The 24,846-nt window shown below is 53.8% G+C and carries 24 protein-coding genes and 1 riboswitch; of the genes, 17 read left to right on the top strand and 7 right to left on the bottom strand.

Features of this window, described 5'->3' with window-relative positions; all coding sequences use genetic code 11:
* Nucleotides 1–3: 3 nt before the first annotated feature.
* Both torC and G462_RS24160 read right to left on the bottom strand, forming a co-directional pair.
* Nucleotides 4–1,185 carry a pentaheme c-type cytochrome TorC gene (torC, locus tag G462_RS0105170; RefSeq protein ID WP_026958048.1) on the bottom strand — a complete coding sequence of 394 codons (1,182 nt, stop codon included), beginning with the start codon at nt 1,183–1,185 and terminating at the stop codon, nt 4–6.
* 29 nt (nt 1,186–1,214) lie between these two features.
* Nucleotides 1,215–1,382 carry a periplasmic nitrate reductase, NapE protein gene (locus tag G462_RS24160; RefSeq protein WP_084404941.1) on the bottom strand — a complete coding sequence of 56 codons (168 nt, stop codon included), beginning with the start codon at nt 1,380–1,382 and terminating at the stop codon, nt 1,215–1,217.
* Nucleotides 1,383–2,082: 700 nt separating this feature from the next.
* Between G462_RS24160 and G462_RS0105165 the strand changes: the two genes are divergently transcribed.
* Both G462_RS0105165 and pntB read left to right on the top strand, forming a co-directional pair.
* Nucleotides 2,083–3,621, top strand: coding sequence for a Re/Si-specific NAD(P)(+) transhydrogenase subunit alpha (locus G462_RS0105165; protein WP_026958047.1), 1,539 nt, complete (start codon nt 2,083–2,085; stop codon nt 3,619–3,621).
* 11 nt (nt 3,622–3,632) lie between these two features.
* Nucleotides 3,633–5,129 carry a Re/Si-specific NAD(P)(+) transhydrogenase subunit beta gene (gene pntB / locus G462_RS0105160; protein WP_035476809.1) on the top strand — a complete coding sequence of 499 codons (1,497 nt, stop codon included), beginning with the start codon at nt 3,633–3,635 and terminating at the stop codon, nt 5,127–5,129.
* A gap of 92 nt (nt 5,130–5,221) precedes the next feature.
* On the opposite strand, the gene G462_RS0105155 is transcribed toward pntB, so the two are convergent.
* Both G462_RS0105155 and G462_RS0105150 read right to left on the bottom strand, forming a co-directional pair.
* The gene (locus G462_RS0105155; RefSeq protein WP_157378559.1) at nt 5,222–5,845 is read right to left on the bottom strand and encodes a DUF2959 family protein; all 624 of its coding nucleotides are present in this window, start codon (nt 5,843–5,845) and stop codon (nt 5,222–5,224) included.
* A gap of 7 nt (nt 5,846–5,852) precedes the next feature.
* Nucleotides 5,853–6,077, bottom strand: a complete 225-nt coding sequence (locus G462_RS0105150; RefSeq protein ID WP_026958044.1) for a hypothetical protein — start codon at nt 6,075–6,077, stop codon at nt 5,853–5,855.
* A 685-nt stretch (nt 6,078–6,762) separates the two neighbouring features.
* Nucleotides 6,763–6,856, top strand: a riboswitch (guanidine-I (ykkC/yxkD leader).
* 57 nt (nt 6,857–6,913) lie between these two features.
* On the opposite strand from G462_RS0105150, the gene G462_RS0105145 reads away from it, so the two are divergent.
* The 9 genes from G462_RS0105145 to rluF all read left to right on the top strand — a co-directional run bounded on the left by G462_RS0105145 (nt 6,914) and on the right by rluF (nt 18,243).
* Complete coding sequence (locus tag G462_RS0105145) at nt 6,914–7,990, top strand: putative urea ABC transporter substrate-binding protein (RefSeq protein ID WP_026958043.1); 1,077 nt, start codon at nt 6,914–6,916, stop codon at nt 7,988–7,990.
* Nucleotides 7,991–7,998: 8 nt separating this feature from the next.
* Nucleotides 7,999–8,823 carry an ABC transporter permease gene (locus tag G462_RS0105140; RefSeq protein ID WP_026958042.1) on the top strand — a complete coding sequence of 275 codons (825 nt, stop codon included), beginning with the start codon at nt 7,999–8,001 and terminating at the stop codon, nt 8,821–8,823.
* The gene (locus G462_RS0105135) at nt 8,823–9,659 is read left to right on the top strand and encodes an ABC transporter ATP-binding protein (protein WP_026958041.1); all 837 of its coding nucleotides are present in this window, start codon (nt 8,823–8,825) and stop codon (nt 9,657–9,659) included. The genes G462_RS0105140 and G462_RS0105135 overlap by 1 nt, the downstream gene beginning before the upstream one ends.
* On the top strand, nt 9,637–10,389 hold the full coding sequence (locus tag G462_RS0105130) for an urea amidolyase associated protein UAAP1 (RefSeq protein WP_026958040.1): 753 nt from the start codon (nt 9,637–9,639) through the stop codon (nt 10,387–10,389). The genes G462_RS0105135 and G462_RS0105130 overlap by 23 nt, the downstream gene beginning before the upstream one ends.
* A 21-nt stretch (nt 10,390–10,410) precedes the next feature.
* The gene (locus G462_RS0105125) at nt 10,411–11,055 is read left to right on the top strand and encodes an urea amidolyase associated protein UAAP2 (RefSeq protein ID WP_026958039.1); all 645 of its coding nucleotides are present in this window, start codon (nt 10,411–10,413) and stop codon (nt 11,053–11,055) included.
* Between the two features lie 111 nt (nt 11,056–11,166).
* Nucleotides 11,167–14,835 carry an urea carboxylase gene (uca, locus tag G462_RS21790; protein ID WP_084404940.1) on the top strand — a complete coding sequence of 1,223 codons (3,669 nt, stop codon included), beginning with the start codon at nt 11,167–11,169 and terminating at the stop codon, nt 14,833–14,835.
* Nucleotides 14,835–16,583 carry an allophanate hydrolase gene (gene atzF, locus G462_RS0105115; RefSeq protein ID WP_026958038.1) on the top strand — a complete coding sequence of 583 codons (1,749 nt, stop codon included), beginning with the start codon at nt 14,835–14,837 and terminating at the stop codon, nt 16,581–16,583. The genes uca and atzF overlap by 1 nt, the downstream gene beginning before the upstream one ends.
* A 154-nt stretch (nt 16,584–16,737) precedes the next feature.
* The gene (locus G462_RS25100) at nt 16,738–16,944 is read left to right on the top strand and encodes a DUF2845 domain-containing protein (RefSeq protein WP_425393725.1); all 207 of its coding nucleotides are present in this window, start codon (nt 16,738–16,740) and stop codon (nt 16,942–16,944) included.
* Nucleotides 16,945–17,097: 153 nt separating this feature from the next.
* Nucleotides 17,098–18,243, top strand: a complete 1,146-nt coding sequence (gene rluF, locus G462_RS21785) for a 23S rRNA pseudouridine(2604) synthase RluF (protein ID WP_084404938.1) — start codon at nt 17,098–17,100, stop codon at nt 18,241–18,243.
* 63 nt (nt 18,244–18,306) lie between these two features.
* Here rluF and G462_RS0105105 read toward each other — a convergent pair whose 3' ends face one another.
* From G462_RS0105105 to flgA, 3 genes are all read right to left on the bottom strand, one after another.
* Nucleotides 18,307–18,720 (bottom strand): flagella synthesis protein FlgN, encoded by a 414-nt coding sequence (locus tag G462_RS0105105; RefSeq protein WP_026958037.1) that lies wholly within the window; start codon nt 18,718–18,720, stop codon nt 18,307–18,309.
* A 12-nt stretch (nt 18,721–18,732) separates the two neighbouring features.
* Entirely contained in the window at nt 18,733–19,050 is a 318-nt protein-coding gene (flgM, locus tag G462_RS0105100) for a flagellar biosynthesis anti-sigma factor FlgM (protein ID WP_026958036.1), read from the bottom strand.
* An 88-nt stretch (nt 19,051–19,138) separates the two neighbouring features.
* Nucleotides 19,139–19,816, bottom strand: a complete 678-nt coding sequence (gene flgA, locus G462_RS0105095; protein ID WP_026958035.1) for a flagellar basal body P-ring formation chaperone FlgA — start codon at nt 19,814–19,816, stop codon at nt 19,139–19,141.
* Nucleotides 19,817–19,993: 177 nt separating this feature from the next.
* On the opposite strand from flgA, the gene G462_RS0105090 reads away from it, so the two are divergent.
* The 6 genes from G462_RS0105090 (at nt 19,994) to flgE (ending at nt 24,788) form a co-directional block, all read left to right on the top strand.
* A complete protein-coding gene (locus G462_RS0105090; RefSeq protein ID WP_026958034.1) occupies nt 19,994–20,905 on the top strand; it encodes a chemotaxis protein CheV in 912 nt (303 codons plus the stop codon).
* A gap of 32 nt (nt 20,906–20,937) precedes the next feature.
* Entirely contained in the window at nt 20,938–21,759 is an 822-nt protein-coding gene (locus G462_RS0105085; RefSeq protein ID WP_026958033.1) for a CheR family methyltransferase, read from the top strand.
* Between the two features lie 163 nt (nt 21,760–21,922).
* Nucleotides 21,923–22,321 (top strand): flagellar basal body rod protein FlgB, encoded by a 399-nt coding sequence (gene flgB / locus G462_RS0105080; protein ID WP_026958032.1) that lies wholly within the window; start codon nt 21,923–21,925, stop codon nt 22,319–22,321.
* Nucleotides 22,322–22,323: 2 nt separating this feature from the next.
* Complete coding sequence (flgC, locus tag G462_RS0105075) at nt 22,324–22,746, top strand: flagellar basal body rod protein FlgC (protein ID WP_026958031.1); 423 nt, start codon at nt 22,324–22,326, stop codon at nt 22,744–22,746.
* Between the two features lie 10 nt (nt 22,747–22,756).
* Nucleotides 22,757–23,431: a flagellar hook assembly protein FlgD gene (locus G462_RS0105070; RefSeq protein WP_026958030.1), complete on the top strand. Its 675-nt coding sequence runs from the start codon at nt 22,757–22,759 to the stop codon at nt 23,429–23,431.
* 31 nt (nt 23,432–23,462) lie between these two features.
* Nucleotides 23,463–24,788 carry a flagellar hook protein FlgE gene (flgE, locus tag G462_RS0105065; protein WP_026958029.1) on the top strand — a complete coding sequence of 442 codons (1,326 nt, stop codon included), beginning with the start codon at nt 23,463–23,465 and terminating at the stop codon, nt 24,786–24,788.
* Nucleotides 24,789–24,846: the final 58 nt, after the last annotated feature.

The following is a 24,846-nucleotide window of genomic DNA, read 5'->3' as shown; positions in this document are numbered from 1 at the left end:
TCCCTAGTGGTGACCGTCTGAGTAATCGGAAGAGTGTTTTTGCAGGTACTTGAGTACCAGCTCTTGGGTATCGCCATCGAGATTGACGAACGACAACATACCCGCCCACATACCCGGCCAGGTGTTGGTGTCGAAGTGGGCTTCTTCTGGTTGCGAATGACAGGTGCTGCAGTTTTTCACATACAGCTCGCTGGCTTCTTGCCAGAGGATTTCACGGTCATCGACCAAGTCTTCTTTACCCATCCACAGCTGGAAGCTGACCCGTTGCCATGGCAGACCGGTTAGTGGATCTTCTTGCACCTCGAAGCCTTGGATCATGCTGTCGTCGGTGGCAATCTCTTTCTCCAAGGTGACCTCGCGAATATTCTGACCAAACTCTTCGTTGATCACCCGGCCGAAGCCTTTGGTTTTGCGCCAGCCGTCGATTTCGACCTGTAGTGCATCGCCTTGTTGGGCCACTACAGTAATGACACTGCCCGAGTTAAGGATGCCCGCCTCTTGGCTGAGCGCGCTGTCGGTGAACAGTGGCAGCTGGCGGATACTGAAGTATTGTTGTCCGGGGTTAAAGCGGCTGGTCGCCTGGCGCTGCAGCCCCGCCAATGCGCCAGATGCGGCTGCCATATTCTCCGGTAACTCATGGGCGATGCCTTTGTGACAGTCGATACAGCTTTGGTCGCGCTCGGCGGCTTGCTCCATCTGAGTACGGGCCACTTCCGACATGGCATCCCAGTCCATACTGGCGTACTCATGGCAGTTCTTACACTCAAGCGAGCCGTTGGCCGACAGCCGATCCCACTCATGGGTGGCGAGCTCTAGGCGTTTGGCCAAGAACTTCTCGCGGGTATCGATGGTGCCGAAGATGGTGCCCCATAGCTCTTTGCTGGCTTGCATCTTACGGGCGATTTTGTCGGTCCAATTATGCGGCACATGGCAATCGGGGCAGGTTGCGCGTACCCCTGAGTGATTTGACCAGTGAACCGTTTGCTGAAGCTCCACGTAGACGTTATCACGCATTTCATGGCAGCCGATGCAGAACTCTTCGGTATTGCTTGCTTCCAAGGCGGTGTTAAAGCCGCCCCAGAAGATGACCCCAGCGAGGAACCCGCCTAAGGTCAGCACCCCCAAGCTAATGTGTTTGGCCGGACGCGTCATGGTGCGCCACAGCGCTTTCAGTTTGCTGAGCATAGAGACTCTCCTTGATATGGCTTGGCTGGCTAGATGCTATGGCCGGGGGGACCGTATATCAGCTGTAGCATCCATACGATAAAGCCATAGCCGCCGACAAAAACGACGCTGAGAATCGGGAACAAAAACACACAGATGATTAAAAACGATAACCATTCCGAGCGTTTTGACTGTTCTTGAGGATTAGTGCTTTCCATGTTTCACCCTAAGGAGGTAAGGCCTTAGAAAAGCCTAGCAGGCATCATCGATTTTGCCGCTCAGCAAGGAAAATCGACTCTTTGGGAGCTGGAAACTTAGGCTTCAACAGGGTGTTTTCGGCAAGACTTTGTGGCGATTGTCGCTCGCGGACTGCTTGCTAAGGAGATAGCCTATTCCCAGCGAGAAGTCAGCGCGGCACTTTTATCACGGTGGCTGTATTCACGATGACTGTAAACGCGATGTTAAGGGCCCGCCTTGTAAATTCGGTGGCAGGCACAGCGGTTGGCCTCCGATACGACAGATTAATGAGCAATTACTTTTACTATCTTGGCGAAGTGGTTAAATTTGCGGCAAAACCTGATTGGACCAGTAACCTTTCAATACTTTTTGTTATAGAAAATAGCTAAATGGCTATGTACATCCAGCCGCAAATTCAGCACATTATCTGGCAATGCCTATTAAACATTTTTGATTGTACGATAAATGTTCAATGCGGTAGGGCATGCTTCTACATGATTAGAACATTCCTCGCTCAAATTCGTAACAACTCGCAGTCATTCAGCGCTTAATAATCAACGACTCCTTTGAAGAGAGTCGCAAAGGACGCTGTATGTCAGGCAATAGGTCAGGGTACTGGGGAAAGAGACGGCCCCGGTTGACCACAGAACGGTTCAACAAAAAACAATATTGGAAAACGCAATGCAGATTGGTATCCCTAGGGAGAGTGTGAGCGGTGAGACGCGGGTGGCGGCAACGCCAGCCAGTGTTCAGCAGCTAATCAAACTGGGCTTTGATGTTCTCATTGAGGCCAGCGCTGGCAGTAAAGCCAGTTTCGACGACCGTGCTTATGAAAACGCCGGTGCCAGTATCTCGGCAGACAGCGCCGCGGTGTGGGGCAGCGACGTGGTGATGCGCGTGAACGCGCCAAACGACGACGAGATCGCGTTACTCAAAGCAGGGTCTACCCTGATTTCATTTATCTGGCCTGCCCAGAATGAAGAACTCCTCAACAAGCTGGCTGAACGCAAGGTGAATGCCTTGGCGATGGATTCTGTGCCGCGTATCTCGCGTGCGCAATCGCTGGACGCGCTGAGCTCGATGGCCAATATTGCCGGCTATCGTGCGGTTGTGGAAGCGGCCAATGTGTTCGGCCGTTTCTTTACCGGTCAGATCACCGCTGCCGGTAAGGTGCCACCTGCCAAGGTGCTGGTGATTGGTGCTGGTGTGGCTGGTTTGGCAGCCATTGGCGCAGCGGGCAGCCTCGGTGCGGTTGTTCGCGCCTTCGATACTCGCCCTGAGGTGAAAGAGCAGATCAACTCCATGGGCGCTGAGTTCCTCGAGTTGGATTTCGAAGAAGAAGACAGCGGCAGCGGTGATGGCTACGCCAAAGTGATGAGCAAAGCCTTCATCGAAGCGGAAATGAAGCTGTTTGCCGAGCAAGCGAAAGACGTGGATATCATCATTACCACCGCGTTGATCCCCGGCAAACCAGCGCCGCGTCTGATCACCAAAGAGATGGTTGAGTCGATGAAGCCGGGTAGTGTGGTTGTCGATTTAGCGGCAGCCACTGGCGGTAACTGTGAGCTGACCGAAGCCGATCAGCTGGTGACCACCGACAACGACGTGAAGATTATCGGTTACACCGACTTGGCCGGCCGCTTGGCGGCGCAATCTTCCCAGCTCTACGGTACCAACCTGGTTAACCTGCTTAAGCTACTTTGCCCAGCCAAAGATGGCGAGATCACCATCGACTTCGAAGATGTGGTTCAGCGCGGCGTGACCGTGGTGAAAGAAGGTGAGATCACCTGGCCTGCGCCACCGATTCAGGTAGCTGCAGCGCCACAACCGAAGATTGAAGCCAAGCCAGAGCCGGTAGCAGAAGAGCCGAAGAAAGCCTCGCCATGGCGCAAAGCGGCCGTAGCCCTAGGCGGCGTGGCGGCCTATGCCGCGATGACCAACATCCTGCCAGCCAGCTTTATGAGTCACTTGATGGTTCTGGCACTGGCCTGCGTGATTGGTTACTACCTGATTTGGGATGTGACGGCATCGCTGCATACCCCGCTGATGTCGGTGACTAACGCGATCTCGGGCATTGTAATCCTGGGTGCGCTTCTGCAGATGGGCTCACCGAGCGTGATAGTGGTGATCTTGGCCTTCCTGGCCACCTTCGTTGCCACCATCAATATTGCCGGTGGTTTTGCAGTAACCCAGCGCATGCTGAAGATGTTCCGTAAGTAGGAGGCGAGCAAATGTCTGAACAATCAATCAATGCCGTCCAACAAGCGGTAGAGCAAATTAAACAAGCTGCAGACGCCGCCGAGGTGGCTGCTGCAAATCTGGCAATCCAAGGCGGCGCAGTCGAAGCTGCCAGCGCGTGGGTTGAGTCGAGTTATATCGTTGCGGCGGTATTGTTTATCTTGAGCCTGGCGGGGCTGTCTAAGCAGGAAACTGCACAACAGGGCATCTATGCCGGTATTGCTGGTATGTTGGTGGCGCTGAGCGCGACCTTACTGGGCGATGTGGCCAACCTTGGCTACATTCTGGCGGCCATGCTGGCCGGTGGTCTGCTCGGTGTGCGTTGGGCTAACAAGGTTGAGATGACCGCTATGCCAGAGATGGTGGCGATCCTGAACAGCTTTGGTGGCTTGGCCGCAGTGTTCATTGGCTACAACAGCTTTATCGAGCACAGCATCTACGACCCCATCTTGCTGGGCATCAACAACACCTTGGTGTTCCTCGGTGTATTCATCGGCTTGGTAACCTTCGTGGGATCGCTGGTGGCCTGGGCAAAACTCAATGGCAAGGTCAAATCCTCAGCACTGATGCTGCCGCACCGTCACAAGCTAAATCTGGTTGCACTGGTTGCCACTATCGTATTGCTGGTGAACTTTGTGGCTGCCGGTAACAGCGCGTCTATCTGGCCGCTGCTATTTATGTCGGCTATCGCGATTGCCTTTGGTGTGCATCTGGTGATGTCTATCGGTGGCGCAGATATGCCAGTGGTCGTGTCAATGCTGAACTCCTACTCGGGTTGGGCCGGGGCGGCGACCGGTCTGCTGCTGGGCAACGACCTGCTGATCGTTATCGGTGCGCTGGTGGGCTCATCGGGCGCTATCTTGAGCTACGTAATGTGTAAGGCGATGAACCGCTCGTTCATCTCAGTGATTGCGGGTGGCTTTGGTAGCGACGAAGGCAGCGTAAGCGCGGAAGCGGTTGAAGGCGAGCATCGCGAGGTCGACGCAGAAGCCGTGGCCGAGATGCTGAAGAACTCGAAGAACGTGATCATCACCCCGGGATACGGCATGGCGGTAGCGCAAGCTCAGTACCCCGTGCAAGAGATTACCGATCAGCTGCGTAAGCTGGGCGTCAACGTGCGCTTTGGTATTCACCCGGTTGCCGGTCGTCTGCCGGGCCACATGAACGTACTGCTGGCGGAAGCCAAAGTACCGTACGACATCGTACTGGAAATGGACGAGATCAACGAAGATTTCAATGATACCTGTACCGTACTGGTAATTGGTGCCAACGACACCGTTAACCCAGCCGCCACCGAGCCGGGCTCTCCGATCGCTGGCATGCCAGTGCTAGAGGTGTGGAACGCCGACAACGTAGTGGTGTTCAAGCGCTCTATGGCTACCGGCTATGCCGGGGTGCAAAACCCGCTGTTCTTCAAAGAGAATACGCAAATGCTGTTTGGCGATGCCAAAGAGAGTGTGAGTGCGATAGCTAAGGCGATTGCTGCGTAAATAGAACAATCGGCAAAACAAAAAACCGGTCAATCGACCGGTTTTTTTATGCTTACATTTTATGCCTGTTTAGGGGAGTGGCTTGCGAATCGTTAAGAGGCTTGCTCAAGCTCCAAATACGCTTGGGTCGCCTTTTCAACCTGCTCAAGGGCGGTCACGGCGCGATAGGTTGCGCGCTCCAGCCGCTCAGTTTGCTTGACCACTTCGCTGGCGGCGCGAGGATTCGGGTTACGCTCCAGATACTGCTCGCTGTTTTTAAGACGACTTAGCAACTCTTGCAAGGTTGCATCGGCATAGTGGGCCGAGCTTACAGTGCTGTCGAAGCGGGCGTGCGAGTGAATATACGCCAGGTTCGGGTCGATGCCTTGGGTGTTGCTGCTTAGCGCATCGGGGAGTTGGGTGCGCCAGTTGTCAAACAGCTCTGGACCACGGTGCTCGAGCTTACTCAGGCTTACCTGATAGCGCTGAATCGTTTGTTCCAGATAGGTCCGTTGCTGCTGGATGTGCAGATGAAGATGTTGAGGCTCCCACTGTCCGTGCGCGACCAGCTGTTTCTTGCTATCGAGAAGTTGCAGGTAGTGCTGGCGCACATCCTGAAGCTCTTGCTGGAAGCTGGCCACTTCGGCCATCAAAGATTGTCGGGGAGTTACCTCGGCTGTGGTGTTGCTTTGGCAACCCGTCAGCAATAGAGAGAAGACTAAGCCTAGATACCGCATTATTTTATTATTCTCCTGATTTATATTTAGCGGCGTCGATGATTGCCCATAAATGCGCTATCGCCGCAATAATCGCGGGGATAATCAGCCACCAAAGTGCGTAGCCAACTGCAGTGATGAGAAAAAAGCCGATAGCCGCCAATATCCTGGCCTGTACCAGTTGGCCTAAGCCAGGGATAAACAAGCTGCATAGGGCAGCGATAACGTTTCCTGCGGATCCTTGTCCAGACATAGAAAACCTCGATTATGTATTCCGATGAAAGTGAACTGAAAATAGGTCTTATACCCGATCAACCCCAAGATGCATGTTCAGCGAGATTTACCAGTCCCTCAGGCAAGGCACTGCTCCGCCGATCTAGTAATCTAAATCAAGGAGCAGTAACGCAGTATGAGGGACTGGTAAACTCGCCCTTCGGGAGGCGCTCAATATCCTTTGGTCTTCGTTGAAAACACTCGAAATGAATCATCATTCCTTCGTATTTTCGCCTCGCCCAATGGACATTGAGCGCCTCTGAATCCTGCATATTGAGGTTGTTCGGGTATATCGTACATCTCACACAGATATCGCGCAGGCATCAACGCTATATTCAGTATCGGCATGATCGCCCAAAGCTTCAGCTAAGTCGATGGTTCTGCAGCACTTCCAGCGCGACTGTCGAATATCCGAGCAATTTGGCTGCACCAAAGCAAGGCGTTGCGGCTTTATCTTCTGGTTCAAATTGGTGCAATGACATTTGCTGCTAATCACATCAATTCCGGCTGAGCGCAGGTCGCAACAGGCTTGGCGAGTATTGGCACGTCAACTGCTATCGCTTAATTGCTACAAGCCAAGATTTGCTCTGCCTGTAAGCAGTATTCGTTGGGCGGACACACAATTTGCGTCGGAGTCTTTAATCAGCACCGCCGAGCGCAATATACCAATAGACATCTAGGGTTCCGGCCGAAAGGCGCCTGGTCCGAGAGTTGTCAACCTCGATGGAGGTCACACGGAGGGACAAAAGCCCGGGAGATGATACTGATTGCATCTCTTGGCTTGTTGCTCTGGATAACCAAACATTGAGGTGATACATGAAATCATTTGCTCGTTTTGCTCGCTCTTTTAGCCTGGCCCTAACCGTTGGCCTGGCTACCACCCTGAGCACCCCGGCTGTCTCCGCCGACAAACCCTCCTACAAACTTGCTTGGACCATCTACGTGGGCTGGATGCCTTGGGACTATGGCGCGGCCAGCGGCATCGTTGATAAATGGGCCGATAAATACGGCATCGATATCGAAGTGGTGCAGGTCAACGACTACATCGAGTCGATTAACCAGTTCACCGCCGGCGCATTCGACGCCACGGTAATGACCAATATGGATGCGCTGACTATTCCAGCGGCCAGTGGCGTGGATTCCACCGCACTGATCGTTGGCGACTTCTCTAACGGTAATGACGGCGTGGTACTAAAAGGCACTGACTCACTGGAAGACATTAAAGGCCAGCGCGTGAACCTAGTTGAGCTAAGCGTTTCCCACTATCTGCTGGCGCGCGGCTTGGAAAGCGTTGGCCTGAGCGAGCGCGACCTGACCGTGGTGAACACCTCCGATGCTGACTTGGTAGCGGCCTACGCAACCAGCGATGTGACAGCGGTAACTACTTGGAACCCGCTGCTAAGCGAAATCACCGAAATGCCAGATGCGAACCTAGTGTTTAACTCCTCCCAGATCCCCGGCGAGATCATCGACCTGCTGGTGGTCAACACCGACACCTTAGCCGCCGACCCGAAACTGGGTAAAGCGCTCACTGGCGCGTGGTACGAAATCATGGCCACCATGTCGGCCGACGATGACAAGGGCGTGGAAGCGCGTAGCTTTATGGCCGAAGCCTCTGGCACCGATCTGGCCGGTTACGATGCCCAGCTAGCCTCAACCAAGATGTTCTACCAAGCCGATGACGCGGTGGGCTTCACCAACAGCAGCGAGCTGATGCAAACCATGGCCAAAGTCGCGGAGTTCTCCTTCTACCACGGCCTGTTGGGTGAGGGCGCGCCAGATGCGGGCTTTATCGGCATCGAAACCCCAGCCGGTGTCTATGGCGACAGCGCCAACGTCAAACTTCGCTTTAACCCTAGCTACATGGATATGGCCGCTAAAGGCGAGCTGTAAGGACTGCTATGACGCGGATAATCAACCGCCAACCCGCCCCCTTGGGGCGGCTGGTACTGGCCACATTGCCGTTTATCCTGCTAGCACTGGTTTATCTGCTGGCATCGGATGCGCGGCTGGCTGAAAACCCCAGCGACAAGCTACTGCCATCGATGCAAAGCTTTGTCGAAGCCATCAATCGCATGGCCTTCGAGCCAAGCCGCCGCACCGGCGAATATCTGCTGTGGGTCGACACCTGGGCCAGTATTAAGCGCCTGTTTACCGGTGTGGGCATCAGTGCCGCGATTGCGCTGTTGATTGGTGTGGCGAATGGGATGATCCCCTATGCCCGTGCGCCATTGTCGCCGCTGGTGAGGGCGCTCTCCTTGGTGCCGCCGATGGCGATCCTGCCGATCCTGTTTATCGTGTTCGGCTTGGGTGAGCTCTCCAAGGTGATGCTGATTATCATCGGGATTACCCCGATTATGATCCGTGACCTGCAGCTACGCACCGATGCGCTGCCTGAAGAGCAGCTAATCAAAGCGCAAACCTTGGGGGCGAACTCTTGGCAGCTCATCTTGCGGGTGGTATTGCCGCAGCTATTGCCTCGGCTGATTGAAGCGGTGCGTCTGACCTTGGGCAGCGCTTGGCTATTCTTGATTGCCGCTGAAGCGATTGCCTCTACCGAGGGGCTGGGTTATCGCATCTTCCTGGTTCGCCGCTATCTGTCGATGGATGTGATTCTGCCATACGTACTGTGGATTACCCTGCTGGCCTTTATCACCGACTACCTGCTGCAGCTACTGTCGAAAAAAGCCTACCCGTGGTACCACGCCCAACTGGGAGAGAAGTAATGAGCGAGATCCCATCCATCCAACCGATAATCGAGGCTCGCCAGTTGTGGAAGGAGTATGGCGAACAGGTGGTGCTGGAGCGTATCAATCTGAAGGTAATGCCAGGGGAATTTGTCAGCATCGTTGGCGCCTCTGGCTGTGGTAAAACCACCTTTTTAAACCTGCTGCTCGGCACCCAACAAGCTACCCGCGGTGAGCTGCTGCTCGACGGCCAAGCCCTTGACCCCGAGCCCAGCCCTGAGCGCGGTATCGTGTTCCAAAAATACTCGGTGTTCCCACATATGACCGCGCTGGAGAACGTCATGTTGGCCGATGAGTTTGCTCAATCTGCGTTGTTCGGCCGGGTGTGGGGCAGTGCCCGCAAGGCCCTTGGCAAGAAAGCCATGGCAATGCTGGAGCGGGTCGGCTTGGGCCATGCCGCTTCGCGCTACCCCAGTGAGCTAAGTGGTGGTATGCAGCAGCGTTTGGCGATTGCACAGGCGCTGATGAAACAGCCGCGGATCTTACTGCTCGATGAGCCCTTTGGCGCGCTCGATCCAGGCATCCGCAAAGACATGCACGGCCTGATTCAGCAGCTCTGGCAAGAGCAGCAACTGACTATTTTTATGATTACTCACGACCTGCAAGAGGGCTTCAAGCTTGGCTCTCGTTTATGGGTGTTCGACAAGGTGCGTCACGATCCGCAGCAGCCGGAACGCTTTGGTGCTCAGGTCACCTTCGATCTGCCCTTGGCCTCTGAAGGCGCCAAGCAAGCCGCCGCTGAGCAGCTGCAGCAGGTGAGTAATCCTACGACTATTTCTAAGGAGCAACAGCATGACCTTAGCAACGCTGTTTAAAAAAGACGCTTTATTCAAACATGAATACCAAGGCGGCCAACACGGTTCGCTGGAAGTCCCGGCAGGTTACAGCCTGCGCTTTACCGATGTGACTGGCGGCGCCAACTGCAGCCTGCTGATGTACAACCCACGTAATCTGCTGGAGCGGATTAACCTGCCTGATACCTTAAAGTGCCAGCACACCTTTAAGATGACCACCGGTAACTGTGTATATAGCGATATGGGGCGGATCTTCTGCTCCATCGTGGCCGATGACACCGGCTGGATTGACAGCGTGGGTGGCTTTAGTAACAAGGCACTGGTGGAAAAGCGCTGGGGTAAGCGCGACTATCAAAACCACCGCAATGCCTGGCGCCAGAACGGTCAGGATAGCCTGCTGACCGAGTTGGCTAAGTTTGGCTTGGGCCTGCGCGATCTGGCCGGCTCGCTCAATCTGTTCTCGAAAGTGGTATGTGAAAGCACTGGCCAATTGGTGTTTACGCCCGAGCACAGCAAAGCAGGCTCAGTGATTGAGCTGCGCTTTGAGATGGGCACCGTGGTGGCCTTCTCAACCTGTGCCCATCCCATGGACAGCAGCGAAGACTATCCACGTAATGCGGTATTGGTCGAGATGGTTAAATCGGCCCCGGTGGCGGAAGACGATGCCTGCCTTAACCACTGCGACGAGAACCGCCGCGGCTTCGAAAACACCCTTCAATACCAGCCAAACCTCAGCGGCCAAGCGCTGTAGCCACCTAACAAGGAGCCAATCATGATTAAGGAAAGCACACTAAGACCGGTCGATGCAGTGGTTCGCGATGTGGTCGATGCCGGCGATTACTACTTTAAGGTGGTGAAAAAAGGCCAGCGTTTTCGCATTCTCGATTTAGAGGGCAACCAAGCCGCCGACTGCTTGTTCTACTCCGCCGATGATACCGCAGAGCGTTACAGTGCCATGGACACTCTGCGCGAGCAGGGCCAAGCCTACCTCAGCACCGGCTCGATGCTGCTCACTAACCTAGGCAATCCACTGCTGGAGATCGTCGCCGACACCTGTGGTCGTCACGATACCTTGGGTGGCGCCTGTTCCACCGAGAGTAACACCGTGCGCTATGCACTGGAGAAACGCTGTATGCATGCATGCCGCGACTCGTGGCTGCTGGCGGTGACCGAAAACCCCGAGTATGGCCTGAGCAAACGCGACCTGACCCATAACGTGAACTTCTTTATGAATGTGCCAATCACCGAAGAGGGCGGCCTGACCTTTGAAGATGGCATCAGCGCACCGGGCAAGTACGTGGAGATGGAAGCTAAGATGGACGTCATCGTGCTGATCTCCAACTGCCCACAATTGAACAATCCGTGTAATGCCTACAACCCAACGCCCATTGAGGTGCTGGTGTGGGATGCGGCCTAGTCTGGCCGACTGTAAACAGACTAACGGTACTCAATAAAAGCAAAAGGCCAGGGACGACCCTAGCAAGGCCAAGGTTTCCGCCGGGACGACCCGGCTAATGAGCCAACTCTCATGTTTAAAAAAGTTCTGATTGCCAATCGCGGCGCGATTGCCTGCCGAATCATCCGCACCCTGGAAAGCTTAGGCATTGCCAGTGTGGCCATTTATCACCAAGCCGATGCCGATAGCCTGCATGTGCGCCAAGCCAGTGAAGCCGTCTGTTTGGGCGAGGGCGCGGTGGCTGACACCTACCTCAATCAACAGCGAATTATCCAGATTGCCAAAGACACCGGCGCTGAGGCGATCCATCCCGGCTATGGCTTTTTAAGTGAAAACCCTGAATTCGTCGAAGCCTGTGAGGCCGCCTCCATCGTATTTTTAGGCCCAACCGGCGAGCAGATGCGCAGCTTTGGCCTGAAACACCAGGCCCGAGCATTGGCAGAGCAAGCCAAGGTGCCCTTGGTGCCTGGCACGCCATTGCTGGACAACTTACAAGACGCGCTGCAAGAGGCCGAGCGCATCGGCTATCCGGTGATGCTAAAAAGCACCGCCGGTGGCGGCGGCATTGGTATGCAGCGCTGCGACGATGCGCAAACCTTGAGTCAGGCCTATGACTCGGTGGTGCGCTTAAGTGAGAACAACTTCAGCCACGGCGGCGTGTTCTTAGAGAAATTTATTGTGGCGGCCCGCCACATTGAGGTGCAGATCGTCGGCGATGGGCAAGGCGGCGTATTGGCCTTGGGCGAGCGCGATTGCTCAGCCCAGCGGCGTAACCAGAAAGTGATTGAAGAGACGCCCGCGCCCAACCTAAGCGATGCCCTGCGCAGCGAGCTGCATAGCACTGCGGTGCGCTTGGCTAAACTGGTGAACTATCGCAGCGCCGGTACGGTGGAGTTTGTATTCGACCAAGACGCCCAGCAGTTTTACTTTCTTGAGATGAATACCCGCCTACAGGTGGAGCATGGCGTGACCGAGCTGGTGTTCGGCGTCGATATTGTGCGTTTGATGTTGGAGCTGGGCTGCGAAGAGCATCAGAGCAGTTGGCAGCAGGCCGAGCAGGCCAAAGCTTGCGGTCATGCCATCCAGCTACGCTTATATGCCGAAGATCCCAACAAGCAGTTCCAGCCCTGCGCGGGGCTGATAAGCCACCTAAGCTGGCCCGAATCAGTGGCCGATGGTCACCTGCGTATCGACAGCTGGATTGAGCCCGGGCTGGAAGTCAGTCCACTGTTCGACCCCATGCTAGCCAAGCTGATGATACACAGCGACTCGCGCGCCAAAGCCCTAAGCGGCTTGAGCGAACTGCTTGAGAACAGCGAACTATATGGCTTGGAGCACAACCTGCGCTACCTGCGCCAGCTATTAAACGAGCCAGCGGTTTCGAAAGGCGAGGTACTCACCAGCAGCCTGAACCATTTTCACTACCAGCCGCTAAGCGTGGATGTGTTAAGCGGCGGTACCCAAACCACCATCCAAGATGTGCCCGGTCGCGTTGGTTACTGGGACGTGGGCGTACCACCAAGCGGCCCGATGGACAATCTAAGTTTCCGCCTCGGCAATCAACTATTAGGCAACACCGAGTCTAGCGCCGGTCTGGAGATTGCGGTGAGCGGCCCAACCCTGCGTTTTAACAGCGATTGCCATATCGTGGTTAGCGGCGCGCCGATCAGTGCTAAATTAGACGGCGAAGCGCAGGCCATGTGGCAAGTGGTTCAGGTAAAAGCCGGACAAACCTTAAGCCTTGGCCAAGTAGGCGAGCAGGGCGCGCGTAGCTATCTACTGTTTGCTGGCGGCATCGATTGCCCCGAGTATCTGGGCAGTCGCTCTACCTTCACCTTGGGGCAGTTTGGTGGGCATGCTGGCCGCGCTTTGCTAGCCGGTGATGTAGTGCACCTAAATGCCTATGAGGCAGAGCCGGATTGCGGGCAAGCTATTAGCGCACCAGTGATTGAGCGCGAGTGGGATATTCGGGTGATCTATGGCCCCCATGGCGCGCCGGACTTTTTCACCGAGCAGGATATCAGCGAGTTCTTTGCGGCCGAGTGGGAGGTGCATTTTAACTCCTCGCGCACCGGCGTTCGCCTGATTGGCCCTAAGCCCGAGTGGGCGCGTAGCGATGGCGGCGAGGCGGGCTTGCATCCGTCTAACATCCATGACAATGCCTATGCGGTCGGCACCATCGATTTTACCGGCGATATGCCGGTAATCTTGGGCCCCGACGGCCCCAGCTTGGGCGGCTTTGTCTGCCCAGCCACCATTATCAAGGCGGATCTTTGGAAGATGGGTCAGCTTAAAGCGGGTGATAAGGTGCGCTTTAGCCCGGTCAGCTTGAGTGATGCCGAGCGTGCTGAACGTGCCCAGCTTAAACAGCTGGCACAGCTAAGTGGTGACGAGTTGGCTTTACCTGCCAGCGAGTTAGGCTCCCCGATCATCAAATCCTTGGATAAGGCCCAATATGGCGAGAAGGTGGTCTACCGCCCAAGCGGCGAAGACTATCTGCTGGTGGAGCACGGCGAGCAGATCCTTGATATCAAGCTGCGCTTCCGCGCCCACGCCCTGATGTTGAAACTGCAGGAGTGGGCACTACCGGGCGTGCAGGAGCTAACCCCAGGTATTCGCTCATTGCAGATCCACTATGACAACCTAAGTTTGCCGCGTAGCCAACTGCTCGACACGCTCGAGAAGGCGGAAGCGGAGCTAGGTGATGTGTCATCCTTGCAGCTACCCTCGCGCATCGTGCATTTGCCGCTTTCTTGGGATGACGAGGCGACCCGCTTGGCCATCCAAAAATACGATGAAGTGGTGCGAAAAGATGCGCCTTGGTGCCCGGACAACATCGAGTTTATCCGCCGGATCAATGGCCTGGAGAGCATGGAGCAGGTCAAACAGATTGTGTTTGATGCCAGCTACCTGGTGATGGGGCTGGGGGATGTGTACCTCGGTGCGCCGGTCGCTACGCCTATCGACCCGCGCCATCGCTTGGTGACCACCAAGTACAACCCGGCGCGTACCTGGACGCCTGAGAATGCGGTGGGTATTGGCGGCGCCTATCTGTGTGTGTATGGCATGGAAGGCCCCGGCGGCTACCAGTTTGTTGGGCGCACCCTGCAAATGTGGAACAAGTATCAACGCGGTGCGGCCTTTAGTAAGCCTTGGCTGCTGCGCTTTTTCGATCAGATCCGTTTTTATCCGGTATCTGGCGATGAGCTCAAGCAGATCCGCCGCGACTTCCCCCGCGGCGATTTCGCCCTCAAGGTTGAGCAAACCAGCTTTGGTTTAAGCGAGTATCAAGCGCTGCTTGACGCCGAGCAACAAAGCATTAGCGACTTTAAGGCCAAGCAGCAGCAGGCCTTTGAAGCGGAGCGGCAACGCTGGGAGGAAACCGGCCAAGCCAACTTCGTAGTCGAGCAAGACACCCAAGCGCTAGAGGACGAGCAAGTTCTGTTGAGCGATGACCAGTTTGCGGTAGACAGCCAGCTCGCCGGTAACGTGTGGAAGGTGCTGGTAGAAAGCGGCGAGCAGGTCGAAGCCGGACAGCCGCTGATGATCTTAGAGGCGATGAAAATGGAAATCGAGGTGCTGGCGCCCCACGCTGGCACTGTAGTGAGCATAGAGCGAGCGAGTGGGGCGCAGATCAAGGCCGGGCAGCGCCTGTTTGTAATGGATCAATCTGTAACAGGGGCGGGCTCAGCAGTTGCTGGTTCTACGACTAAAAACGCCATACAAAAGGAATGCATTTAATGGAATTTGCTTCAATCAAAGCCCTGTTGGCGGCCTATCAAAGTGGTGAGCTAACGGTGGCTGATTACTTGCGTCAGCAATGGCGTGCCGCCCATAACGATCAAAACAACTGTTGGATCAGCCTGATTGGCGAGTCGCGCTTAGAGGCCTTTATCTTCGACCTCAGCCATTACAGCCCGGCCGACAAACCACTCTATGGCGTGCCCTTTGCCATTAAAGACAATATCGATCTAGCCGGCCTGCCAACCACCGCGGGTTGCCCGGACTATGCCTATGAGCCAAGCGACTCGGCCTTTGTCGTCGCCAAACTAATTGAAGCCGGTGCGGTGCCGCTGGGGAAAACCAACCTCGACCAGTTTGCCACTGGCTTGGTGGGCGTGCGCAGCCCCTATGGCGCCTGCAAAAACAGCATCGACCCAAATTATGTGTCAGGCGGTTCCAGTTCGGGTTCAGCGGTATCGGTGGCGTTAAAACAGGTGTTGTTCTCACTGGGCACAGACACCGCAGGTTCCGGCCGGGTGCCCGCCGCCTTCAACCGCTTGGTGGGCATGAAGGCCTCCAAGGGCCTGCTGAGCTGCTCCGGCGTGGTTCCCGCATGTCGCAGCCTCGATTGCGTGACCTTATTCGCCCACAGCGTTGAAGATATTCAAACCCTGCTGCCGATTGCCGGGCAGTACGATGAGGCTGACAGTTATGCCCGTGAGAAGCTGCCGGCACCAATAAATGCAGCTGGTGGCAGCGGCAAGCTGCGTATCGGCGTGCCAAAGAAAGCCCAACTGGCTTTTTTTGGCAACCATGTCTTCGCCGAGCGTTTTGAAAAGGCCAAGCAAGACTTCTCCGCACTAGGCGCCGAGCTGGTCGAGGTGGACTTCCAAGACTTCCTCGACGCTGCAACGCTACTTTATCAAGGCCCATGGGTGGCTGAGCGTTACGCCGCCATTCAAGAGTTCTTCGAAGCTGACGCCAGTCGCTGTCTGCCAGTCATCCAAACCATTGTCGGGGGCGCGACCGAACACTCTGCCGTGGATGCCTTTAAAGCTAGCTACCAGTTGCAGGCGTTTAAAAAACGCTGCGACAAGCAACTGAGTGAGCTGGACTTGATGCTCACCCCAACTGCCGGGAACATCTACACCATTGCAGAGCTTGAGGCTAATCCCATCGAGCTAAATAGCAACCTCGGTTACTACACCAACTTTATGAACCTGCTGGACTATGCGGCAGTGGCGATCCCCGATGCATCAAGCGATGGCGGTATGCCTTTCGGTATTACCCTGTTTGCGGCGGCGGGCAGCGACGACAAGCTACTGCAAATCGCCCGTTGTTTTGAGAGTCAGCAGCCGCTATCTACTGAAGAGCAAGGCATGATGACCGTAGCGGTCTGTGGCGCCCACTTAGAAGGCCTGGCGCTTAATCATCAGCTATTGGAACGCGGCGCCAGTTTGCTGGAGAAGTGCCAAAGCGCCGCTGCCTACAAGTTCTATGCACTTGCCGGTGATGGCCCGGCTCGGCCTGGCATGGTACGGGTAGAAGAGGGCGGCCAGTCGATTGCCATGGAGCTATGGCAGCTGCCCCAAGCGCGAGTCGGCGATTTCCTTGAGGGCATTCCTGCGCCACTGGGGCTCGGCAAGGTAGAGTTGGCCGACGGCCGCTGGGTCACCGGTTTTATCTGTGAGGCGATTGGGGTTGCTGGCGCTACTGATATTAGTGAGTTTGGTGGTTGGCGCGCGTATCTCGACTCGCTTAACTAAAAGAAAGCCTCCATTGGTTGCAGCTAGGCTATAGTGGGTGCACAACTATCAGTAATTAAGGCTATCAGCTACGACAGGGCGGGCTTTGCTTTTGGTCAGTGGCCTCATTCTGGGGCTCAATGCTTACGCTACTCAGCGCCACGAAGTATCCAATGTGAACTGCGGTGGAACGTGGATAAGGCAAGGCAGTAGCTTGTTTGATGTGCTTGATAGCTGTGGTACACCTCTAGCCCGCGAAGAGCTAACAGGCGGTGGCGCAGAGATAAAAGTCGAGACGCTGTTCTACAAACTGGCAAATAAGAAGACTTATATAACCGTCAGAGCTGGCTCGGTTTCAAAGATTGAACTCAGTCGGCGCTGATTCTTTCATTGGCTATCCAGCAAAAGAGTAGGGTGTTTTTACGCCCTTTTTCCTTTCAATAAGCGTTAACCGGCTATCTATATCAAACCAGTTTCTTTCCCACCTTATATACTCTACACTCCCGCACCAACTAAGTAGCTACAGCCGATTACCATGTCAGAAAAACGCCTCAACAAATTTATCAGTGAGTCCGGTTACTGTTCACGCCGAGAAGCCGACAAGCTGATTGAGCAAAGCCGTGTCACCATTAATGGTCAGCGCCCGGAGCTGGGTACTAAGGTTCAGCCTGGCGATAGTGTTGAGGTCGATGGCAAGCCGATTAAAGCGACTGCTGCCGATAAGCGTGACCGCGTTTACATCGCGTACAACAAACCGGTTGGGATCACCTGTACCACCGAGCGCGATGTACGCGGCAATATCATTGATGCGATTGGCCACAAACAGCGGATCTTCCCGATTGGACGTTTGGATAAGCCGTCTGAGGGCCTCATTCTACTGACCTCCGATGGTGATATCGTCAACAAGATCCTGCGCGCCGAGAACGCCCACGACAAAGAGTATCTGGTCACCGTAGACAAACCGATCTCAGAGCGTTTTGTCGAACGGATGAGCCGTGGCGTGCCGATTCTTGGAACTATCACCAAACCCTGTGTGGTGACCCCGGCGGGTAAGTTCCAGTTCAAAATCGTTCTTACCCAGGGCCTTAACCGTCAGATCCGCCGGATGTGTGAGCATCTGGGCTACGAAGTCACACAGCTTAAACGTTCGCGCATTATGCATATCGACCTCAAAGGCTTGAAGTCTGGTCAGTGGCGTGACCTCACCGAGCAAGAGATGGCAGAGCTAAACGCAGCCGTTGCCCACTCAACCGGTACTGCTGATCCTGCTAAATTGCGCGAAGTGAAGCGCAACAAGCCTAAGCAAGGCGAGCGCAGTGGTAACCCACGCCGTCCAAGTGGTCAGGGTGAGGGACGTGGCGCGCTAGCTCAAAAGGGCAACCGTTCTCATAACGATAACAGCCGCTCGGATGCAGACAAACGCCGCAGCGGTAAAAGTGACAACCGAGGCAAGTCATTTAGCCGCAACGATGACAGCAAAACCAAGAGCTGGAACAAGGAGTCGGAGCGCCCTGAACGCAAACACTCAGAGGGTAAAGCGGGTGGGGCATCCACTAACAAAGGTGGCAACAAGCCAAGTAAAAAGGTGTATGTAAACCCCAATGCAAAAAGCGCAGTTCCAAAGGTTAAACCGAAGAAGAGTGGCGACAATACGCTGAGTCTCAAAAGAAAACCAAATTAGTGGCTTGGAATAACAAAAGGGATGGCATTGCCATCCCTTCTTAGATCGAAAATGGTTAAATGGCTAAGCCTTAAACCCACGCCCCGAGCGCTGACTGGAATGCTTCTTACCATCTTTGTCATAGGTAGATGTGTCTTCGAAACGCAGTTGGTCTACAACGCGGCGAAGTTGCTCTACATTTTCTTGGCTTTCGTTAACTAGTGCGCCATTGACTTCGTTATGCTGTTGGCATTCGCTCAGCAGGGACTGGAGCACTTCAACACGCTTGGCGAGGTCGCTGTCGGTTTTTAGCTGTTCGGCGTGTTGGGCGAGGGCTTGATCGGTTTGTTGGATGGCGTCAAGCAGTTCGTGTTTTTGCTTGGTGACGGCTTGTAGTTGGCTCATGTCGTCTTGAACCAGTGATTGATTTTCTTTTTCCAACAAGGAAAGCAGCAACGTGAGTTGCTGCTCTTGAGTATCCAGTAGCTTACTTAACATCACCAAGGCCGATTAGAAAACTTTATTGAGTTCGCCTTCGAAAGCGCCCATTTTCTTGGCTACTTGGTCGGCATCGACTTTGTAGCTGCCGTCAGCAACGGCTTGCTTGAGCGCTTCAACCTTCTCACTACGGTTAGCTGGGTCGCTAAGTAGATTCTGCTGAATACGAGTCAGTTGTTGAGCTTCATCGGTCAGCATTACTGAATCCTGGGCGGCGGTAGACCCTTTTGCCTCGGCTTTATCTAGGCCAGGCTGTCCTTTTTCAGCGCTTCGATTGGTATCGAGCTGGTTTGGGCGGTTTCCGCTTAAGTTGTTAATATTGATAGCCATTATGGCGCCCCACAGTTTATATGTACTTCGTATTCAGTAAAGCTATCGGCCTTGCCTCAATTAACTTTACTACTTTTTTGAGAAAAACCTAAAAATTAACGCTGACCCGGCCCAACCCGACAACACGCCCTGTAACGATGCGCTGTGACTGGTTGTTTCTGATGCGTATGTTATCACCCAAGCTGCCGTCAGACAAAGCTGTCCCTTCGGTCGAAACGCTGAGTCCGCCAACGCCTGCAGAGATGTTGACGATGTCGTCTTTGCAAACAATGCAGATGTCGCGGCCGGTAATTACGCGGTCTTTACGCAGCTGTCGCTTCACCTTGGCGCCGAACAGATCGGATGGGTCTATATAGTAGTTGCCACGGGCCAGGTTACTTGGCACGTAGTTGAGTTCAACTGTTGATGCGTCGAGGGTCGTGCCGGGATCGAGATTCTTGACCACCGTGACCGCCGCAACCAACTGAGTGATACGCACCGGAATATAGAGTCGCCAATTAATGTCTTCAGCACAGGTAACTAGCACACTGGTGTTACGGCGCACTTCGCCGCTGGCCAGCTCAAATTGAAAATCTGAAGGGCAGTCAATGATTTGGGTGCGCGGGTCGAGGGTGTTGGCGGTGAGCTCGGTTTTTGTGGCTGGGTCTTGCTCGACGAACTCCGCCACAAAGGCTTCGGCACGAGATTGCAGCTCTACATGCTTGTCAGAGGCGATACTAACGAAACTGGTTAAAAGACCAGCGACAACCACTAAAAAATTAATCATATCCGCACTGATTCCGATAAATCACTAAAAGCCCTTTGGTTTTTGTCTATGCTTAGGTAGTCTGCAACACATTGAACGAACATCTTCGTCAAAGACTCGACGTTCTGAGCATGGACGATGAAATCAACAAGGGGCTTGCAAATATAGTGCCTTGTTTAGTCAGGAGAGACCTTTAATATGGCCGGGATTCTGGATTCAGTTAATCAGCGTACGCAACTCGTGGGGCAAAACCGCTTAGAGCTGTTGCTGTTTAAATTGGTTGGGCGTCAGCGTTATGGTATTAACGTGTTCAAAGTAAAAGAGGTGCTGCAATGCCCCCCTTTAACAGCCTTACCTAAGTTGAATTCAGTTATTCGTGGGGTTGCGCATATTCGTGGGCAAACCATCTCGGTTATCGATCTCAGCCTTGCAACCGGCGGCCCAGCCATCAAAGACTTGAGCAAGTGCTTCATTGTTATCTCTGAGTACAACCGCAGCGTACAAGGCTTCTTGGTCGATTCGGTTGAGCGCATCGTAAATATGAACTGGGAAGATATTCTGCCACCGCCACAAGGCGCGGGTAAGTTCAACTACCTAACGGCTGTTACCGAGGTCGACAACGAGCTTGTTTCTATCTTAGATGTAGAAAAAATCCTTGATGAGATCTCGCCGGTTGATACCACGGTAAGCGAAGAGATCGTCAAAGAGGCCGCTGAGAACGTTCAGCTGGACAAGAAAATCTTGGTGGTTGATGACTCATCGGTGGCGCGGAATCAGGTTAAAAAGGCGGTGGTGTCACTCGGTGTCGATGTGATTCTTTGCAAAGATGGGCGAGATGCGCTCGATATGTTGCTAAAGATGGCGCAAGACGCGCCGATTACAGATCAGATTGCCTTGGTGATATCGGATATCGAGATGCCGGAGATGGATGGTTACACCCTTACCGCTGAGGTACGCGCCAACCCTGACCTAAAAGATCTGCACATTATTTTGCACACTTCACTTAGTGGTGTGTTCAACCAGGCGATGGTGACAAAAGTAGGGGCCAACGACTTTATCGCGAAGTTTAACCCAGATGAACTTGCCGCTGCCGTGCGCAAGTCTATATAGATGTTAATGCCTAAGTTTCGGAATTCCGCATCTTGAGAAATTTAACCGAAGATGTCTACAAACAGTTCTGCGCATTCCTGGAACAGCAGTGCGGAATTGTTTTGGGGGCAAATAAGCAGTACTTGGTAAAAAGCCGTCTTTCGCCTTTGATGGCTAAGTTTGACATTGCCAGCTTGAATGAGCTGGTTCAGCGCTCGATGAGTCTGCGTGAGCGCGATCTGCGCGCCGCTGTAGTCGATGCGATGACCACCAACGAAACGCTGTGGTTTCGTGATACATATCCCTTCCAATTGCTAGGCGAAAAGCTACTGCCTGAGTTTAAAGGCTTGGCGCGGCCGGTGAAGATCTGGTCTGCGGCGTGTTCGTCGGGGCAGGAACCATATTCTATCGTGATGTCTTCGATGGAGTTCCAAAGCAAGCGGCCAGGTATGATTAAGGGCGTGCAGGTGGTGGGAACCGACATCTCTCCGTCGATGCTCGATCACTGTAAACAGGGTATCTACGATTCTTTGGCGCTTAACCGTGGTTTGTCGCCGGAGCGCAAGCGTCAGTTTTTTGAACCTGCCGATAATGGTCGTTATCAGGTGAATGCGAAAGTTAAACAGCACGTAAACTTTCGAGCCTTAAATTTGCTGGATAGCTATGCGCTAATGGGCAAGTTCGACATTATCTTTTGCCGCAATGTACTGATCTACTTTAACGCCGAAGTGAAATCGAAGATCCTTAATCAGTTCGCTAAGGCCTTAAACCCCGGCGGTTACTTGATGCTTGGGGCGTCGGAGTCGATTACCGGCCTGACTGATGCCTTTGAGATGATCCGTTGCCACCCAGGCATAGTTTACAAGCTAAAATAAGCGATTACCTATCAGGGGCAATGTTTGCCGCCCCTTGCCGCTTCCCCCTCCTTCATCAGACTAGGGTGGGCGGCACATCCTGCTAAACCCCCAGAAATACAGCGTCAATAAAACTTGGCATAACGGTTGCTAGATATACCTCGAGACACAATGTGAGGTAACTATGGCAATTTCATTTGATAAAGCACTTGGCGTACATCAACACACAATTGGCGTGCGAGCCCGCCGCTCAGAAGTGCTAGCGAGTAACATCGCCAACGCCGATACCCCACATTACAAAGCGCAAGACATTGACTTCAAAAAAGCGATGGCACAGGCGAAGAGTGGGCAGCAAGCCTTTCGGTTAGCGACTACCCATGAAGGCCACCTGACTGCTGGCAAGATGCGTCCTCTGGATCAAGGCTATCGGGTTCCCGATCAGCCAGACACCGGTGATGGCAACACTGTCGATATGCAGCAGGAAAAGGCCATGTTCATGCAGAACGGTTTGGAGTACCAAGCGGGTATTACCTTCCTGAATTCCAAGTTCAGTGGTTTGCAAAAGTCAATTAAAGGACAGTAATCATGAGTTTTTTCAGAGTATTTGATGTAAGTGCTTCAGCGATGAAGGCGCAATCTGTTCGATTGAATACCACCGCCAGTAACTTGGCAAACGCCGACTCGATCAGCAACAGCACCGAGGGCACCTATCGTGCGCGCAAGCCAGTGTTTGCCGCTGAGCTGCAAAATGCCCAGCACAGCGCTGACTCTGTGGGTGTACAAGTGGCCGGTATCGTTGAGAGCGATGCGCCGCTGCGTATGGAGTACTACCCCGAGCACCCGCTGGCCAATGAAGAAGGCTACATCTTCAAACCGAATGTGAATGTGATTGAAGAGATGGCCGACATGATGAGTGCGTCGCGCAACTATCAGGCAAATGTTCAGGTCACCGAAGCAGCCAAGCAGATGCTAAACAGCACCTTGACCCTTGGTCGCGGTAACAGTTAAGGAGTAGGGCGTGTCAACAGTATCACCTCTTCAAAATAGTGGATTGTATTGGGAGCCGGAATCAATTGTTCCGGAGCAACAGAGCCAGCAGCTTGACCAAGAAGACTTCTTCTCGCTGCTGACCACCCAGTTGCAATACCAAGATCCGAGTAAACCGGTGGACAACGCCGAGATGATTGCCCAGATGTCGTCTTTCCAAACCTCGGAAGGGATCGTTGAGCTTGGCAAGAAAATGGATGACTTGAACTCCATTATGAACTCTCAAGCCGCGTTGCAAGCATCCACCTTGGTAGGCCAACAAGTACTGGTACCTCTGGATTACGGCTATAGCGATGGCACAGGCTTCTCGGGTGTGGCGGTGGCCAGCTCAGATGTCAGTAATGTGAGCGTGACCGTCGAGAACAGCGTGGGTGAAACGGTGGCGACCATTCCGATGGAAGGCGGCGCCGGCAACCTTAAATTTGAGTGGGACGGCACACTGGCCGATGGCAGCGTCGCTCCTGCAGGTATTTACAACGTAACGGTATCGGCAACCCAAGGTGGCAAGCAAACCACTTTGCCAACGGCTACCTATGCAGATGTGGGTAGCGTGAGCCTGGGTAGTTCGACCTCGGGTGTAGTAGTGAATCTAAATGGCTTGGGCGGCATCTCTATGAATGATGTGCTGGAAGTCGCGAAGGGATAACCCCAATAAAAGAAAGATAGGAGATTGAGAGATGTCATTTAATATCGCTCTAAGTGGGGTAAACGCCTCGCAAAAAGATCTGGACGTTACCGCGAACAACATCGCGAACGTTAACACTGTGGGCTTTAAGGAGTCGCGTGCTGAGTTTGCCGATGTGTACGCCACCTCGATTTTTACCAACGCCCAAACCGCGGTAGGTAACGGTGTAAAAACCATCGATGTGGCCCAGCAGTTCCAACAAGGTAGCTTGCAGTTCACCCAGAACTCGCTGGATTTGGCGATTAGCGGCGAAGGCTTCTTTGTTACCGCGTCTGACCTAACCACTCAGACTCGCGAGTTTACCCGCGCTGGTGCCTTTAAGCTGAACTCGGAGAACTTTATTGTTAACTCGCAGGGTGATTTCTTACAGGGGTACACTGTAAACTCTAGTGGAACGCCATCTGCGGTAAGTATGGCGGCAACACGCCCCATTCAGATTAGCGCTGAAGTGGGAACGCCCACTATGACCACAGACATTGGTATGAGCTTTAACCTGCCATCCAATGGAACCAGTCATGATGTTACATTTTTTAACCCTGCTGATAGTGATACTTATACATCTGCAACTTCGGTCACAGTGTATGACAGTCAAGGTGGGGCCCACGTTGCAGAAACGTACTTTGTGAAAGACCAGACTACTGCAAATACTTGGTACAAGTTTGTCTATGTTGATGGGGAGCCCGTAAACATCGATAACAGTACTAACAATATTACCCCTGACCCTGGCAACCCTAATACAACTATTCCTGATGCAGCTGTGTTGACGTTTGATAGCTCTGGTCAGTTAGCAAACCAAGATCCAGCGGTTATCGAGACTGAGGAGTTAGGTAATATTGGTGGTGTTTGGGACCCGGTGACTGGTTCTGTTGAATCTACCCAACAGCTCCTGTTTAACTACGGCAACGTAACCCAGTTCAACTCCGCCTTTGAGGTTAGCGACCTATCTCAAAATGGTTCTACCGTAGGTAAACTGACCGGTATCGATATTAGCCCAGAGGGTCTGGTGGTAGCTTCTTACTCAAATGGTACCACGACCAATATCGCCAAAGTGGCGGTGGCTCAGTTTAACAACAACCAAGGTCTGGGCCAGATTGGCGACACCGCATGGCAGCAAACTCAGCGAAGTGGTGAGGCGATTGCTGGTGAAGCGAATACCGGTACCTTTGGTAAGATCAACTCGGCCTCGCTAGAGCAGGCCAACGTTAATCTGACCGAGCAGCTGGTAAACCTGATTAGCGCCCAGCGTAACTTCCAGGCGAACTCGCGAGCGCTGGAAGTGAACTCCACCTTGCAACAAACCATCATCCAGATCCGTTAATCTGACTGTAGCGACGAATAGCGGGAGGCCTCGGCCTCCCGTTTGTTTTTTCTGGCGC

Origin of the sequence: Aliagarivorans taiwanensis DSM 22990 (assembly GCF_000429505.1) — a bacterium.
Classification (GTDB): Bacteria; Pseudomonadota; Gammaproteobacteria; order Enterobacterales; family Celerinatantimonadaceae; genus Aliagarivorans; species Aliagarivorans taiwanensis.
Note: the sequence above shows the minus strand (reverse complement) of the source record. Positions and strands in the feature narration are given on the sequence as shown.

Bases quoted from the DNA above. Each gene is read 5' to 3' on its own strand.
- torC (WP_026958048.1), bottom strand. From the start codon at position 1,185: ATGCTCAGCAAACTGAAAGCGCTGTGGCGCACCATGACGCGTCCGGCC.
- G462_RS24160 (WP_084404941.1), bottom strand. From the start codon at position 1,382: ATGGAAAGCACTAATCCTCAAGAACAGTCAAAACGCTCGGAATGGTTA.
- G462_RS0105165 (WP_026958047.1), top strand. From the start codon at position 2,083: ATGCAGATTGGTATCCCTAGGGAGAGTGTGAGCGGTGAGACGCGGGTG.
- pntB (WP_035476809.1), top strand. From the start codon at position 3,633: ATGTCTGAACAATCAATCAATGCCGTCCAACAAGCGGTAGAGCAAATT.
- G462_RS0105155 (WP_157378559.1), bottom strand. From the start codon at position 5,845: ATGCGGTATCTAGGCTTAGTCTTCTCTCTATTGCTGACGGGTTGCCAA.
- G462_RS0105150 (WP_026958044.1), bottom strand. From the start codon at position 6,077: ATGTCTGGACAAGGATCCGCAGGAAACGTTATCGCTGCCCTATGCAGC.
- G462_RS0105145 (WP_026958043.1), top strand. From the start codon at position 6,914: ATGAAATCATTTGCTCGTTTTGCTCGCTCTTTTAGCCTGGCCCTAACC.
- G462_RS0105140 (WP_026958042.1), top strand. From the start codon at position 7,999: ATGACGCGGATAATCAACCGCCAACCCGCCCCCTTGGGGCGGCTGGTA.
- G462_RS0105135 (WP_026958041.1), top strand. From the start codon at position 8,823: ATGAGCGAGATCCCATCCATCCAACCGATAATCGAGGCTCGCCAGTTG.
- G462_RS0105130 (WP_026958040.1), top strand. From the start codon at position 9,637: ATGACCTTAGCAACGCTGTTTAAAAAAGACGCTTTATTCAAACATGAA.
- G462_RS0105125 (WP_026958039.1), top strand. From the start codon at position 10,411: ATGATTAAGGAAAGCACACTAAGACCGGTCGATGCAGTGGTTCGCGAT.
- uca (WP_084404940.1), top strand. From the start codon at position 11,167: ATGTTTAAAAAAGTTCTGATTGCCAATCGCGGCGCGATTGCCTGCCGA.
- atzF (WP_026958038.1), top strand. From the start codon at position 14,835: ATGGAATTTGCTTCAATCAAAGCCCTGTTGGCGGCCTATCAAAGTGGT.
- rluF (WP_084404938.1), top strand. From the start codon at position 17,098: ATGTCAGAAAAACGCCTCAACAAATTTATCAGTGAGTCCGGTTACTGT.
- G462_RS0105105 (WP_026958037.1), bottom strand. From the start codon at position 18,720: ATGTTAAGTAAGCTACTGGATACTCAAGAGCAGCAACTCACGTTGCTG.
- flgM (WP_026958036.1), bottom strand. From the start codon at position 19,050: ATGGCTATCAATATTAACAACTTAAGCGGAAACCGCCCAAACCAGCTC.
- flgA (WP_026958035.1), bottom strand. From the start codon at position 19,816: ATGATTAATTTTTTAGTGGTTGTCGCTGGTCTTTTAACCAGTTTCGTT.
- G462_RS0105090 (WP_026958034.1), top strand. From the start codon at position 19,994: ATGGCCGGGATTCTGGATTCAGTTAATCAGCGTACGCAACTCGTGGGG.
- flgB (WP_026958032.1), top strand. From the start codon at position 21,923: ATGGCAATTTCATTTGATAAAGCACTTGGCGTACATCAACACACAATT.
- flgC (WP_026958031.1), top strand. From the start codon at position 22,324: ATGAGTTTTTTCAGAGTATTTGATGTAAGTGCTTCAGCGATGAAGGCG.
- flgE (WP_026958029.1), top strand. From the start codon at position 23,463: ATGTCATTTAATATCGCTCTAAGTGGGGTAAACGCCTCGCAAAAAGAT.